The sequence below is a fragment of the Streptomyces cinereoruber genome (assembly GCF_009299385.1).
GTDB lineage: Bacteria > Actinomycetota > Actinomycetes > Streptomycetales > Streptomycetaceae > Streptomyces > Streptomyces bikiniensis.
Window position 1 is genome coordinate 5,131,095 of record NZ_CP023693.1, and the last position, 13,185, is coordinate 5,144,279.

Below are 13,185 nucleotides of genomic sequence, written 5' to 3' on the forward strand. Positions count from 1 at the left end.
TGGAGGCATGGGCGACGAGATGTCTCGCACGACGCGGGACCCGCTGGCCGAGCACCCCTGCCCGGCCTGCGGCGGTCCGCGCACCGTGCTGGCCACCCGGCACAAGGTCCTCGGGGCCTGGGTGCCTGAGTGGGAGGTGCAGCCCTGCCGCGACCCGGAGTGCCCGCGCCACGAGCAGCCCGAGGGCGCCGGTCGTGAGGCGCACGGGGCGCGGAAGCCGCGACACCGCATGTGACCGGCAAGAACGCCGAGATCGGGAGAAGTCCGGCCACGGGGTGACCGGGCGCGCGGTGGAGCCCGTCGTACCGCTACAGTCCGCGCATGTCATCGGAGTCGACAGAAGTCTGGACCGGCTGGTACCGGGACCGCAGCGGCGCGGAAGCGATCGTCATCACGGCCGACGGGCGGCGCGTCGCCGTCCGGATCAGGGAGGCCGAGTACGCGGGCGAGAGCTTCGCCGCGCTCGCCACCGCCGACGGGCAGGCCCTCACCGGCTGCGTCCTGGAGTGGGACCTGCCGCTCCCCGTCGTCGTGGACGGTGCCTCCCAGCAGGCCACGCTGAGCTGCCTGTTGACGCTCGGCGAACGGTCCGACCTCAGCCTCGCGCTGCACTACGGCGGCGCCGCCTTCGAGGCGTGCGTCGCCGGCGGCGACTTCGAAGGGGCCCTCGACCGCGTCCGGCGCCAGCTGCCGCCCGGCGCGGACTTCGGCCGGGCCCTCCTCCAGCCGGCCTGACGGCCGAAGGGCCTGCGGGGCCGGGAACGGAGCCGAGGACAGGAACGGGGACGGCGGCGCCCGGGGAGGGACGCCGCCGCCGTACTCGTACCCCCGCTCCGTCAGTCCTTGAAGGCCGAGGCGAGGCCGTAGCGCCACAGCTGGTCGACGCGCGCCCGCTCCTGTGCGTTCGGCTGGGCGTTCCGGCAGGACGTGCCGGGGCCGCCGCCCGACATCAGCTCGCTGCACGGACCGCTGTAGTGGTCCGGGAGCCCGAGGACGTGCCCGGTCTCGTGGGTGGTCACCCGGGTCGAGTCGTACTGCTGGTTCTGCCGGTAGTCGAGGAAGATGTAGCCGCGGCCGTGCCCGTCGGTGCTGGCGTACGAGCCGCGGGAGTCGTTCCCCTCGTAGTAGCGGAAGTCGGGGTTGCTGCCCTCGACGAGCCGGACGTTCACCACCGAGCTGTTCCATATCTGGGTCGAGCGGGCGATCTGGGTGCGGAAGCTCGGCGCGTTGGCGGCGTTGTAGACGACGGTGACGGCGGCGGCGCCGGGGGCGGCGGCCCGCTTCTTCGCCACCGACTCCACGACGGCGTCGAAGAAGGCCTGGTTGGCCCTTGCCTCCTCGGCCGAACCGGCGTACGCCACGGCGGCGCCGCGGGCGGACACGGGCCGGTCGTCGGGCGCGGCGGCGGCCGGGGCCGCGCCGAGCGAGGCGGCGAGACCGAGGCCGAGGACGGCGGTCAACGCGGCGTTGAGGACCTTGGGATGACGCATGGGGGGCTCCTCCTGTGTGGGGTCGGAGAGAGTCTGGAGGGAGCCGGGGCGTACGGGGATGATGCCAACCGCCGATAGTCCCACCGCATCACCTCTCCCCTTCCGGTCAACAGCCTTGGAATGAAAGGCGATTGAAGGGTTCCGGGTATCTGGTGCGTCCCACGGTGCCGCCCTACCCTCGGGGCATGGAGTTGGAGGTGAGACATCTGCGCGCGCTCTGCGCCATCGCGGACGCGGGCAGCCTGCACAAGGCGGCGCGGCAACTGGGCATGAGCCAGCCCTCGTTGACCACGCAGCTGCGCCGGATCGAGAACTCCCTGGGCGCCGAGCTCTTCTCGCGGGGGCGCACCGGCTGCCGTCCCACCCCGCTCGGCCGCTCGCTGCTCAGCCGGGCCCGCCCCCTGGTCGCGGACATGGCCGCGCTCGTCACCGAGACCCGGGCCGCGGCCGCCCGCGCCGCCGGACCCGGGCTCCGCGTCGGTTCCACCGCCAGCCGGGCCCTCCCGGGCTGGCTGCGCCGGCTCCGCCAGCGGCTGCCCGGCACCGAGGTCGGCCTGCGGGTGGACGTCTCCGCCCACGGGCTGCTCCGCATGGTCGCCGCCGGGCAGCTCGACGTGGCCTTCGTGCACGAGGTGGAGGGCTGCCCGCTGCGGGTCCCCGAGGGCCTCGTGGAACGGGTCCTGGTCGCCCGCGAACCGCAGTTCGTCTCCATGGCCCGCGACCATCCGGCCGCCGCCCGGCCCGTCGTGGACCTCACCGACCTCGCCGACGACCACTGGATGGTCGACCCGACCGTGGACGGCGAGTGGGACGGCCTGCGGCGGGTCCTGCACGCCGCGGGCATCGACCCGCCGCTGCTGCACGGCGACTACCACACGGCCGCCTCGCTCATCGTCCTCGGCGAGGCCGTCGCCCCCTGCCAGCCGACCTCGGGCCCGCGCGACGACATGGCCGTCCGCCCCCTGCGCGGCGACCCCCTGGCCGTCCGCCTCCTCCTGTACGCGCGCCCGGGCGCGCCGCTGGACGTCCTGTACGCGGAACTCGCCGCCGCCTACCGGGAGGCGGCCCTGCGCGCGACCCCGTACCGCGAGTGGTTACGGAGCCAGGGGACGGCGGCCGGCCTGTCGGTGGGCCCGTGCCTGACGGCGGTGTGAGCGGCCGTGACGCGCCCGGGGAATCCCGGCGCGTTCCGGGACCCCGAGACGTGCTGCGGAGCCCCTGCGGAGTACCCCGTAACCCTCGTGACGCGCCCCGGAACCCCTGTGACGGGCCCTCGTAAACCCCGTGGCGCGTTCCGGGCCCCCTCCGCGACGTACCCCGGAAATCCCCTGGCGCGACCGCCGCGCGCCGCCGCACACTCACCGGATGATCGTCCTGCGCCCCGTCCTGGAGGTCTGCCCCGCCGACGGCTTCGACCTGTGGCCGGTGGCGGCCCTCGCCCCGTACGACTTCGTGCCCCTGAACGGCGACCTGTCCCCGGCCGGGGTCGGCACCGCCGTCATGAGCATCGCGAAGGCCAACGACTTCGAGCCGGAGGACGGGCCGCGCAGGCCGTCGGACCCGCTGGGGGCCTTCCTCCACGGCCTGCTCAACCTGGACGACCTCTTCGCCCCCGGCGGCCTCCGGGTGACCGACACGGCGACCGGCGCCGTCCTGTCACCGGGCTGCTGCAACGGCCTGGACGAACGTACGGACTGGTCCGAGGTCCTCGACGGCGCCGGCTGGGCGTCCTTCGGCCACGACCCCTCCCCGGCCGCCGAGCGGATCGGCGACCGGGCCCGCCTCACCGTCGACGCCGACCGCGAGGACGGCCCGGTGATCGAACTCCCCCTCACCGACCTCCGCCGTCTCCTCACCGCCGCGGAACACGACCTGACGGCCTTCCTCCACCTCACCGCCACCTGGGCGACCACCCACCTCCCCGCCCACGCGTCCCGGCTCCACGGGGCCCTCGCCAGGGCCCTCGGCCTACCGGAACACCCCGGTACGCGCGGCGCGACCCGGACGTAAAGGGGCGTCCGACGGGCCCGGGCGGTGCTGTTGTCGGAAGCGGCTGGAACACTGCGGCCGTGAACGACGAAGCGACCCCGGACCTCCCCGGCGCCCCCGCCGACTCCCTGCCGCCCGCGGCGCGGGCGGAACTCGCCGGCATCGCCTGGGAGGAGCTGCCGCACGTCTGTACGGGCCGGCACGGGGTGCCCGACACCCCGGACGTCCTCGGGGCTCTGCTCGCGGCCGACCCGGCCCGGCGGGTGCGGGCGGTGGAGGATCTGTACCGGCTGCTCCTCCACCGGGAGCGGGTGTTTCCGGCGACCGCCCCGGCGGCCCTGGTCGTCGCCCGTCTGCTCGACGACCCGCGCACCCTCGCCGAGGACCGGTGGGAGGGCAGGGCGGGCCGGCGGCCGCTGCGTGCCGAACTGCTCAACTGGCTCGCCTCGTTCGCCGACCTCACCCGCCCGGAAGCCCCTCCGGACATCGAGGGCGGTGTAGGTACGGTGCGGGATCCGGCCGCCCGTGCGGTACGGCCGGTGCTCCACGACCGCATCGTGGTTTTCTGCGACGCCGACGATCCACGAGTGAGGGAGGCCGCGCTCGCGGCCACCGCACTGCTCCTGGACGACCCCGCCCTCGCCCCGTCCGTGCCCCGGTACGCACCCGCCGTCCGCACGGCCCTGGCCGTGAGCGCGGACTCGTCCTACCGGTGGATCGCCCGGGAGCGGCTGGCGGCCTGGGGCGAGGACGTCACCGGTCTCGTCGTAGCGGAGGAGGAGCGCCGCGCGGCCCTGGAGCAGATACGCGTCCTGGCGGACGACCCGTTCGCGGAGGGGCAGGAGGAGGCGATCCGCCGGCTGGCGGAACAGCCCGAGGACACCGCGGCTCCGGGATGGTTCGACCGCCGGCGCGAGGCCCGGACCGCGCCCGTACGGCCGACTTCGCGCGGCCCGGCCCCCGAGCCGCCCGTGGTCGCCCCGGGGAGCGGGGCGGGGCACCGCGGCCCGTGGCGGATCGCCCGGGAGGAGGAACGCGCCGAGTGGACGTTCACGCCGTACGTGGGAGTCGGGCCCCTGCACTTCGGAATGGCCCCGGAGGAGATCGCCGACGCCCTCGGCGAACGCCCGTCCCCCTCCCGCCCCGGCGAGGACCGGCAACCGCGCTGCGTCGACTTCACCGGGAGCGGGGTCAGGGCCCTCTTCCGGGACGGCCGCCTGGGGTGCGTGGCCGTGGACGCCCTCACCGGCCCCCAGGTGAGACTGGACGGAGCCCCGTTGACCGGCTGCGCGCCGTCCCGGGTGGAGGACTGGCTCGTCCACCGCACGGCACCGCGCCCCGGCAGCCTGACGTACAGCCCCGCCGCCGACCCGGTCTTCGCCGACCTCGGCCTGGCGATCCGGCCCCAACGCGCCGGCGACGCCGTCCTGACCCGGCCCCTCTTCCTGCTCCCCGACCGGCTCGACCTGTGGCACGCGCTGCCCGCCGAGGAGTGGAACCTCTCCTGAGGGGGCCGCCCCGGTCCACGCGGTCGCGGACCGGGGTGTAAAAAACCGGTCGGCCCGCCCCACGCGCGTGCGGGACGGGCCGACCGGAAGGAGATCCGGAAGAAGGTCAGGCCTTCTTCGTCTCCCAGAAGATGCGGTCGATCTCGGCGATGAGTTCCAGCGCCTTCTCGCCCGTCTTCGGGTCCGTCGACGCCTTGGCGGCCGAGAGGGCCTTCAGGGTGTCGTTGACCAGCTGGTTGAGCTCGGGGTACTTCTCGAAGTGCGGGGGCTTGAAGTAGTCGCTCCAGAGCACCGAGACGTGGTGCTTGGCGAGCTCCGCGCGCTGCTCCTTGATGACCGTGGCGCGGGCCCGGAAGTGCGGGTCCTCGTTGGCCTGGTACTTCTCCTGGACAGCCTTGACGGACTCGGCCTCGATGCGGGCCTGGGCCGGGTCGTACACGCCGCACGGGAGGTCGCAGTGGGCGCTGACCTTCACCTTGGGGGCAAACAGGCGGGAGAGCATTGAGCCGTCCTTCCTCGTGATCGTCTTCTCAGGTGGGACATTACTCGGTGAGAAGGGCGTTTTCTCGGGCGCCCCCGGGGGCTTAGGTCAAAAGTCCAGGGTCACCATGGGACTCGTGTACGAGTGGACGAGTGGATCAGAGGGTTCGCGCGCGTGCGGATCGGGAGGTGCCGGATGAGCGGGTCGGGGCGGGAGCGGGCGGGGGAGGCCGGGGCTCCGTTCGGGATCGCCGAGGTGACGGGCGTGTCGATGGTGCCCACGCTGCTGCACGGGGACCGGCTGCTCGTGCACTACGGCGGGCGGCTGCGGCCCGGGTGCGTGGCCGTGCTGCGCCATCCGCTCCAGCAGGACCTGCTCGTCGTGAAGCGTCTGATCGAGCGGCGCGACGGCGGCTGGTGGGTGCTCGGCGACAACCCGGACGCCGAGGGGGACAGCCGGGTCTTCGGGGCCGTACCGCCCGAACTCGTGCTCGGGCGGGTGCGGGCGCGGTACCGGCCGGTGACGCCGGGGCGTCAGCGTTCGGCCGGGGTGGTGCTCTCCTGGCTCGTCTCGTGCGTCAGGCCCGTGCGCTCCGCCTCCAGGCGCTTGCGGGCCCGGTAGGCGGCCACGTTCGCGCGGGTCGCGCAGCGGTCCGAGCAGTAGCGCCGTGAGCGGTTGGTGGAGGTGTCCAGGTAGGCGTTGCGGCAGGGCGGCGCCTGGCACAGGCCCAGCCGGTCCGCGCCGAACTCGGTGAGGTGGAAGGCGAGGCCCATCGCGCAGATGGCCGCGTACCCCGTCGTCGCGTTCGAGGAGTGGTCCGCGAGGTGCATGTGCCAGCGCGGCCGGCCCTCCTCGTCCAGGAAGTCGTGGCCCGAGATCTGGGGGCTGACCGGGAACTCCAGGAGCAGGGAGTTCAGGAGGTCCACGGCCCCCGTCTGGTCGCCCTCGTCGGCCGCCGTGAAGACCGCCCGCAGCCGCGTCCGGATCGCGCGGAAGCGGGGCACGTCCGCCTCGGTGACCCGCCGGGCCATCTGGGAGGCCTCGCCGAAGAGGTCCCGCACCACCTCGACGGAGGTGAGGGAGTCCTTGCCGCGGACCGGCTCCTCGGTGTTGACCAGACGCACGGCGAAATCCGAGTAATGGGCCAGTTCCACTTGTAGTCCTTACTTCGGCGGGCTAGTGTCTCGGTCGAAGGGGGTAACGGCTGTTTCCCCTTCGAGGGTATTACGAAGTGGGGAGGGCGCGGCGATGACCGGAACCGACTGGGCGGGCTGGCAGCAGAGCTGGGACCGTCAGCAGGAGTGGTACATGCCGGACCGCGAGGAGCGGTTCCGCGTGATGCTCGACATGGTCGAGGCGCTGGTGGGGCCGGAGCCCCGCGTCCTCGACCTCGCGTGCGGTACGGGAAGTATCACGGATCGGCTCCTCAAGAGGTTCCCGAAGGCGACCAGTACCGGCGTCGATCTCGATCCCGCCCTCCTCGCCATCGCCGAGGGGCACTTCGCCGGGGACGAGCGCGTCACCTTCGTGACCGCCGACCTCAAGGACCCCGCGTGGGCTGCGAGGCTGCCGTACGACGCGTACGACGCCGTCCTCACCGCCACCGCCCTGCACTGGTTCCACAGCGAGCCCCTCGCCGCCCTCTACGGGCAGCTCGCCGGGCTCGTCCGGGACGGCGGCGTCCTCATGAACGCCGACCACATGATCGACGAGACCACCCCGCGCATCAACGCCGCCGAGCGGGCCCTGCGGCACGCGCGCATGGACCGCGAGAAGGCCGCCGGGGTCCTCGACTGGACCGACTGGTGGGCCCTCGCCGCCAAGGACCCCGTCCTCGCCGGGCCCACCGCCCGCCGCTTCGAGATCTACGGCGAGCACGCCGACGGCGACATGCCCTCCCCGCGCTGGCACGCCGACACCCTGCGCACCGCCGGCTTCGGCGAGGCCCGGACCGTCTGGGCCTCGCCCTCCGACACCCTGCTCCTCGCCGTGAAGTAGCCGGGGCGGAGACGGACGAAGGGGCGGTACGGGAGATCCCGTACCGCCCCTTCCCGTACGCGCTACAGCACCTTGGACAGGAACGCCTTCGTCCGGTCGTGCTGCGGGTTGCCCAGGACGTCGCGCGGGTTGCCCGACTCGACCACCACGCCGCCGTCCATGAAGACCAGCGAGTCGCCGACCTCGCGGGCGAAGCCCATCTCGTGCGTGACGACGACCATCGTCATGCCCGACTCGGCCAGGTCCCGCATGACGTCGAGGACGTCACCGACCAGCTCCGGGTCGAGCGCCGAGGTCGGCTCGTCGAAGAGCATCAGCTTCGGCTCCATCGCCAGCGCGCGGGCGATCGCCACGCGCTGCTGCTGGCCGCCGGAGAGCTGCGTGGGGTAGTTCCCCATCTTGTCCCGCAGGCCGACCCGGTCGAGCAGGCGCTCGGCGCGCTCGCGCGCCACCGCCTTCGACTCGCCCTTCACCTGGATGGGCGCCTCCATGACGTTGCCCAGGGCCGTCATGTGCGGGAAGAGGTTGAAGCGCTGGAAGACCATGCCGATGTCGCGGCGCTGGAGCGCGACCTCGCTGTCCTTCAGCTCGTAGAGCTTGTCGCCCTTCTGGCGGTAGCCCACCAGGTGCCCGTCGACCGAGAGCCGGCCGGCGTCGATGCGCTCCAGGTGGTTGATGCAGCGCAGGAAGGTCGACTTGCCGGAGCCGGACGGACCGACCAGGCAGAAGACCTCGCCGTTGCGGACCTCCAGGTCGATGCCCCGGAGGATGTGGGCGGCGCCGTAGGACTTGTGGACGCCTTCGGCCTTGACCATGGGCTCGCCGGTCATCCGGACACCGCCGATCGCTTGAAGGTGGTCAGGTTCGCCTTGACCCGCTGCCAGGGGGTGGGCGGCAGGTTGCGGGTCGAACCGCGGGAGAAGCGACGCTCCAGGTAGTACTGGCCGACGCTGAACACGCTGGTCAGCGCCAGGTACCAGATGGAGGCGACGAACAGCATCTCCATCACGGCGCCGGCCGTGCTGCCGATGTTCGACGAGGCCCGCAGCAGCTCGGTGTACTGCACGGCCGAGACCAGCGACGAGGTCTTCAGCATGTTGATGAACTCGTTGCCCGTCGGCGGCACGATCACCCGCATGGCCTGCGGAAGGACGATCCGCCCCATGGTCTTCGTCTGGGACATGCCGAGCGCGTGCGCCGCCTCGGTCTGGCCCTCGTCGACGGACTGGATGCCGGCCCGGACGATCTCCGCCATGTAGGCGCCCTCGTTCAGGCCGAGGCCGAGCAGGGCCACCATGAACGGCGTCATGACGTCCACGGTCTCGTTCTTGTAGATCGGCCCGAGGTCGATGTACTGGAAGATCAGCGACAGGTTGAACCAGACGAGCAGCTGCACGTAGACCGGCGTGCCGCGGAAGAACCAGATGTAGAGCCAGGCCACCGCGCCGGTGACCGGGTTCTTGGACAGCCGCATCACGGCGAAGAGGACGCCGAGGACGAGGCCGAGCGCCATCGAGGCGACGCTGATGAGGATGGTGTTCCACAGGCCGCTGATGATCGACGGGTCGAACACCTTGTCCCACACCGTGTCCCAGATGACGTTGCCCTGGGAGAAGGCGTAGACCAGCCAACCGAGGAGGACCACGACCACCACGGCGCTGACCCAGCGGCCGTAGTGCCGCACGGGGACGGCCTTGATCGCCTCGTACGGGGTGGAGCCCGAGGGGCCGGACCCGGCCGGAGCGGCGGCCGGGTCCTTGTGGATCTTGTCAGTCATGACGACTGCCCTTCAGTGGTGCGACGAGGTCACTTGCCGGCGTTGACGGTGGCCGACTTGACCGCGCTGTCCTCGACGTCCCACTTCTTCAGGACCTCGGCGTAGGAGCCGTCCTTGATGATGGCGTCGAGCGCTTCCTTGATCGCGTCACGCAGCTGGGGCTTGTCCTTGGAGACGCCGATGCCGAAGAGGCCGACGTCGCTCTGGCTGCCGACGACCTCGAAGTCGTTGCCGCCGCCCGAGGTCTTCGCGATGTACGCGGCCACCGGGTAGTCGTTCAGGTCGGCGACCGCGCCGCCGGCCTTGACGCGGGTCTGCGCCTCGGCGTCGGTGTCGAAGGCCTGGATCGTCAGCTTCTTGTCGCCGCACTTGGCGGCCTGCGCCTTGAAGGTGTCCTCGTAGATCGTGCCGCGCTGGACGGCCACGGTCTTGCCGCAGAGGTCGTCGAGGGAATTGATGCCCTGCGGGTTGCCCTTCTTGACCAGCAGGGAGACGCCGGAGCTGAAGTAGTCGACGAAGTCGATGCCCTTGCCGATCTTCTTCCCGTTGTCGTCCAGGCCCTCCTGGCGCTTCTTGTTGTCCGTCATCGAGGACATGATCAGGTCCTGGCGACCGGTGTAGATCGAGGTGATCAGACCGTCGAAGGTGCCCGAGACGAACTCCAGCTTGACGCCGAGCTGCTTGCTGAGGGCCTGCGCGATGTCGGGGTCGACGCCGACGATCTTGCCGCCCTCGGTGAACTCCATCGGGGCGTACGAGGCGTCCGTGCCGACCTTGATGACACCGGACTTCTGGATGTCGGCCGGCAGCTTCGAGAAGAGCGGCGCGTTGGAGGCCGGCTTCTGGGAGGGTGAGGTGCCCTCCGCCGAACCGCCCTCGGTCTGGTCGCCACAGGCGGTCAGCAGCATGGAGCCGGCGACCGCGATGGCGGCGACCGCGGCAAGACGGGAGGTGCGGGTCTTGGCGGCGGTCGTACAGCGCGTGGAGCGTGCGGTCATGGTCGGGTTCCTCCGGCGTATCAGGGAGATGCCAGGTGGCCACGTACGCATCTTCGAGTGTCGCGGCCTTGTGTGATTACGGCATCTTGCCATTCGGACTGCCTCAAACCGACGGCCACGGATGTCAAAATCGGGTAACGGGCGACCCCCGAATCGCGACAGACCGCTCCATCAAGGCCGGACCTTCTGCGGAATCACCTCCGAGACACCGAAAAATCTCCGGTCGATCTCGCCATCCGGACGACACCAAGACCGCCAATCGGGTGCCCTGGGCATCTATGCGGACATCGTGTGACGTGTCATCACCCGACCGTGCCCGGATGCTCTCGGTATGAGTCGTGTCACCGAACGGTTATGGACTCGTCTGCGGTGCCGTCCGTCCGGTAAGAAGGATCCTTACACCCCTCATCCGGGGCTCAGGGCGCGTTGTGCGGCGCGCCCGAGCGGCTGCCCGACCAGGCGGCCGCGGTGCCTCCCCACCCCTCCCGAACCGGGAGTGGCCACCCTCAAATGAAACAGACTCAAGGGGTCAACCCAATGGCAGCGGAGATCGTCAACCCTCACAACGACAGCGGTACGGAAGCTCCCGAGGAGCCCTTCGATCCTGTCTTCGCCCTCCACCGGGGCGGCAAGATGGCCGTGCAGGCCACCGTTCCCGTCCGGAACAAGGACGACCTGTCCCTCGCGTACACGCCCGGTGTCGCCAAGGTGTGCACCGCGATCGCCGAGCAGCCCGAGCTGGTCAACGACTACACCTGGAAGTCCCAGGTCGTCGCGGTCGTCACCGACGGTACGGCCGTGCTCGGCCTCGGCGACATCGGCCCGGAGGCCTCCCTCCCGGTCATGGAGGGGAAGGCCATCCTCTTCAAGCAGTTCGGCGGCGTGGACGCGGTCCCGATCGCCCTCGCCACCACCGACACCGACGAGATCGTCGAGACCGTCGTCCGGCTCGCCCCCTCCTTCGGCGGCGTGAACCTGGAGGACATCTCGGCCCCGCGGTGCTTCGAGATCGAGCGCAAGCTCCAGGAGCGCCTCGACATCCCGGTCTTCCACGACGACCAGCACGGCACCGCGATCGTCACCCTCGCGGCCCTGCGCAACGCGGCGAAGCTGACCGACCGGAACCTCGGCAACCTGCGCGCGGTCATCTCCGGCGCCGGCGCGGCCGGAGTCGCGATCGCGAAGTTCCTCCTGGAGGCCGGCCTCGGCGACGTCGCCGTCGCCGACCGCAAGGGCATCGTCAGCCGCGACCGCGAGGACCTCACGGACGTCAAGCGCGAGCTGGCCGAGATCACCAACAAGGCCGGCCTGACGGGCTCCCTGGAGAGCGCCCTGGCCGGCGCCGACGTCTTCATCGGCGTCTCCGGCGGCACCGTCCCCGAGGCGGCCGTCGCCACCATGGCCCCGAACGCCTTCGTGTTCGCCATGGCGAACCCGAACCCCGAGGTCCACCCCGACGTCGCGCACAAGTACGCGGCCGTCGTGGCGACCGGCCGTTCGGACTACCCGAACCAGATCAACAACGTCCTCGCGTTCCCCGGCATCTTCGCCGGCGCGCTCCAGGTCCGGGCCTCCCGGATCACCGAGGGCATGAAGATCGCCGCGGCGAACGCGCTCGCGGACGTGGTCGGCGACCAGCTCGCCGCCGACTACGTGATCCCGTCGCCGTTCGACGAGCGGGTCGCCCCGGCCGTCACGGCCGCGGTCGCCGCCGCCGCCCGCGCCGAGGGCGTCGCCCGCCGCTGACGCGCCTCCGGCACCGCCGAAGGGCCCCGTTCCGCACCGCCGGGACGGGGCCCTTCGGCGTACGGGGAGGGTCCGCGAGCGGGCGTTTGCATACGGGCGCGTACGGGGACGCCCCCGGTGCGCAGGTGCTCGTACGGGACGGTCCCGGTGTCCAGGGGCCGCCGGGCGACACGGGTCACACCGGGGTGTGGTTCCCCCGCCCGCCCGCGCGCCCTAGGGTCGGGGCCATGTTCGCTGCCTACGCCGCCCGAATCGACCGTGACCAGCCGCTGAACGGCCTTGAGTTGGGCGAACGCCCCGAACCCGAGGCGCGGGCCGGCTGGACCACCGTGACCGTCAAGGCCGCCTCGCTCAACCACCACGACCTGTGGTCGCTGCGCGGAGTGGGCCTGCCCGAGGAGAAGCTGCCGATGATCCTCGGCTGCGACGCCGCCGGCATCGACGAGGACGGCAACGAGGTCGTCCTGCACTCCGTGATCGGCCAGACGGGTCACGGCGTCGGCCCGGACGAGCCCCGGTCCATCCTCACCGAGCGCTACCAGGGCACCTTCGCCGAGCGGGTCACCGTCCCCCGCTGGAACGTGCTGCCCAAGCCGAAGGAGCTCTCCTTCGAGGAGGCCGCCTGCCTGCCCACCGCCTGGCTGACCGCCTACCGCATGCTCTTCACCAACGCCGGCGTACGGCCCGGGGACTCGGTCCTCGTGCAGGGCGCCGGCGGCGGCGTGGCCACCGCCGCGATCGCCCTCGGCAAGGCGGCAGGCCTGCGGGTCTTCGCCACCAGCCGCGACGAGGAGAAGCGCAAGCGGGCCGTCGAACTGGGCGCCGTCGAGGCGTACGAGCCGGGCGCGCGGCTCCCGGGGCGGGTGGACGCGGTCATCGAGACCGTCGGCGCCGCGACCTGGTCCCACTCGGTCAAGTCGCTGCGGCCGGGCGGCACGCTCGTCATCTCGGGCGCCACCAGCGGCGACCGTCCCTCGTACGCCGAGCTGACCCGGATCTTCTTCCTGGAGCTGAAGGTCGTCGGCTCCACGATGGGCTCCAAGGACGAGCTGGAGGACCTGCTGTCCTTCTGCGCGGCCACCGGCGTCCGCCCGGTCATCGACGACGTCCTGCCCCTCGACCGGGCGCGGGAGGGCTTCGAGAAGATGGCCGCGGGCGACCTCTTCGGCAAGGTCGTCCTGACGACCTCCTGACGACC

The 13,185-nt window shown here is 71.9% G+C and carries 15 protein-coding genes; 9 read left to right on the plus strand and 6 right to left on the minus strand.

Annotation, left to right across the window (positions count from 1 at the left end; translation table 11 throughout):
* The first annotated feature begins 7 nt into the window (after positions 1-7).
* Together CP977_RS23290 and CP977_RS23295 are read left to right on the plus strand one after the other, a co-directional pair.
* Entirely contained in the window at positions 8-235 is a 228-nt protein-coding gene (locus tag CP977_RS23290; RefSeq protein ID WP_109185359.1) for a hypothetical protein, read from the plus strand.
* An 86-nt stretch (positions 236-321) separates the two neighbouring features.
* A complete protein-coding gene (locus tag CP977_RS23295; RefSeq protein WP_062752277.1) occupies positions 322-735 on the plus strand; it encodes a DUF6304 family protein in 414 nt (137 codons plus the stop codon).
* A 101-nt stretch (positions 736-836) separates the two neighbouring features.
* Here the strand turns inward: CP977_RS23295 and snpA are convergent, their stop codons facing one another.
* Entirely contained in the window at positions 837-1,490 is a 654-nt protein-coding gene (snpA, locus tag CP977_RS23300; protein ID WP_062752276.1) for a snapalysin, read from the minus strand.
* Between the two features lie 185 nt (positions 1,491-1,675).
* On the opposite strand from snpA, the gene CP977_RS23305 reads away from it, so the two are divergent.
* The 3 genes from CP977_RS23305 to CP977_RS23315 all read left to right on the plus strand — a co-directional run bounded on the left by CP977_RS23305 (position 1,676) and on the right by CP977_RS23315 (position 4,987).
* Entirely contained in the window at positions 1,676-2,644 is a 969-nt protein-coding gene (locus CP977_RS23305; protein ID WP_183953277.1) for a LysR family transcriptional regulator, read from the plus strand.
* Positions 2,645-2,855: 211 nt separating this feature from the next.
* Entirely contained in the window at positions 2,856-3,500 is a 645-nt protein-coding gene (locus CP977_RS23310; RefSeq protein WP_062752274.1) for a hypothetical protein, read from the plus strand.
* Between the two features lie 59 nt (positions 3,501-3,559).
* Entirely contained in the window at positions 3,560-4,987 is a 1,428-nt protein-coding gene (locus tag CP977_RS23315; RefSeq protein WP_152370751.1) for a serine/threonine-protein kinase, read from the plus strand.
* 106 nt (positions 4,988-5,093) lie between these two features.
* On the opposite strand, the gene sodN is transcribed toward CP977_RS23315, so the two are convergent.
* Positions 5,094-5,489, minus strand: coding sequence for a superoxide dismutase, Ni (gene sodN, locus CP977_RS23320; RefSeq protein WP_053640538.1), 396 nt, complete (start codon positions 5,487-5,489; stop codon positions 5,094-5,096).
* 174 nt (positions 5,490-5,663) lie between these two features.
* On the opposite strand from sodN, the gene sodX reads away from it, so the two are divergent.
* Entirely contained in the window at positions 5,664-6,089 is a 426-nt protein-coding gene (gene sodX, locus CP977_RS23325; protein ID WP_152370752.1) for a nickel-type superoxide dismutase maturation protease, read from the plus strand.
* Here the strand turns inward: sodX and CP977_RS23330 are convergent.
* Positions 6,002-6,622: a CGNR zinc finger domain-containing protein gene (locus CP977_RS23330; RefSeq protein WP_152370753.1), complete on the minus strand. Its 621-nt coding sequence runs from the start codon at positions 6,620-6,622 to the stop codon at positions 6,002-6,004. The two genes, sodX and CP977_RS23330, sit on opposite strands and share 88 nt — an antisense overlap.
* A gap of 94 nt (positions 6,623-6,716) precedes the next feature.
* On the opposite strand from CP977_RS23330, the gene CP977_RS23335 reads away from it, so the two are divergent.
* Positions 6,717-7,466 carry a class I SAM-dependent methyltransferase gene (locus CP977_RS23335; RefSeq protein WP_152370754.1) on the plus strand — a complete coding sequence of 250 codons (750 nt, stop codon included), beginning with the start codon at positions 6,717-6,719 and terminating at the stop codon, positions 7,464-7,466.
* A gap of 62 nt (positions 7,467-7,528) precedes the next feature.
* Here the strand turns inward: CP977_RS23335 and CP977_RS23340 are convergent, their stop codons facing one another.
* Genes CP977_RS23340 through CP977_RS23350 form a run of 3 tightly spaced genes read right to left on the minus strand, consistent with a single transcriptional unit; the run spans position 7,529 to position 10,241 of the window.
* On the minus strand, positions 7,529-8,296 hold the full coding sequence (locus tag CP977_RS23340; RefSeq protein WP_152370755.1) for an amino acid ABC transporter ATP-binding protein: 768 nt from the start codon (positions 8,294-8,296) through the stop codon (positions 7,529-7,531).
* A complete protein-coding gene (locus tag CP977_RS23345; RefSeq protein ID WP_062752269.1) occupies positions 8,293-9,243 on the minus strand; it encodes an amino acid ABC transporter permease in 951 nt (316 codons plus the stop codon). The genes CP977_RS23340 and CP977_RS23345 overlap by 4 nt, the downstream gene beginning before the upstream one ends.
* Positions 9,244-9,272: 29 nt before the next feature.
* Positions 9,273-10,241 carry an ABC transporter substrate-binding protein gene (locus tag CP977_RS23350; RefSeq protein WP_062752267.1) on the minus strand — a complete coding sequence of 323 codons (969 nt, stop codon included), beginning with the start codon at positions 10,239-10,241 and terminating at the stop codon, positions 9,273-9,275.
* A 537-nt stretch (positions 10,242-10,778) separates the two neighbouring features.
* On the opposite strand from CP977_RS23350, the gene CP977_RS23355 reads away from it, so the two are divergent.
* Complete coding sequence (locus CP977_RS23355) at positions 10,779-11,987, plus strand: NAD(P)-dependent malic enzyme (protein WP_062752265.1); 1,209 nt, start codon at positions 10,779-10,781, stop codon at positions 11,985-11,987.
* Positions 11,988-12,214: 227 nt separating this feature from the next.
* A complete protein-coding gene (locus tag CP977_RS23360; protein WP_152370756.1) occupies positions 12,215-13,180 on the plus strand; it encodes a zinc-binding dehydrogenase in 966 nt (321 codons plus the stop codon).
* Positions 13,181-13,185 lie beyond the last annotated feature (5 nt).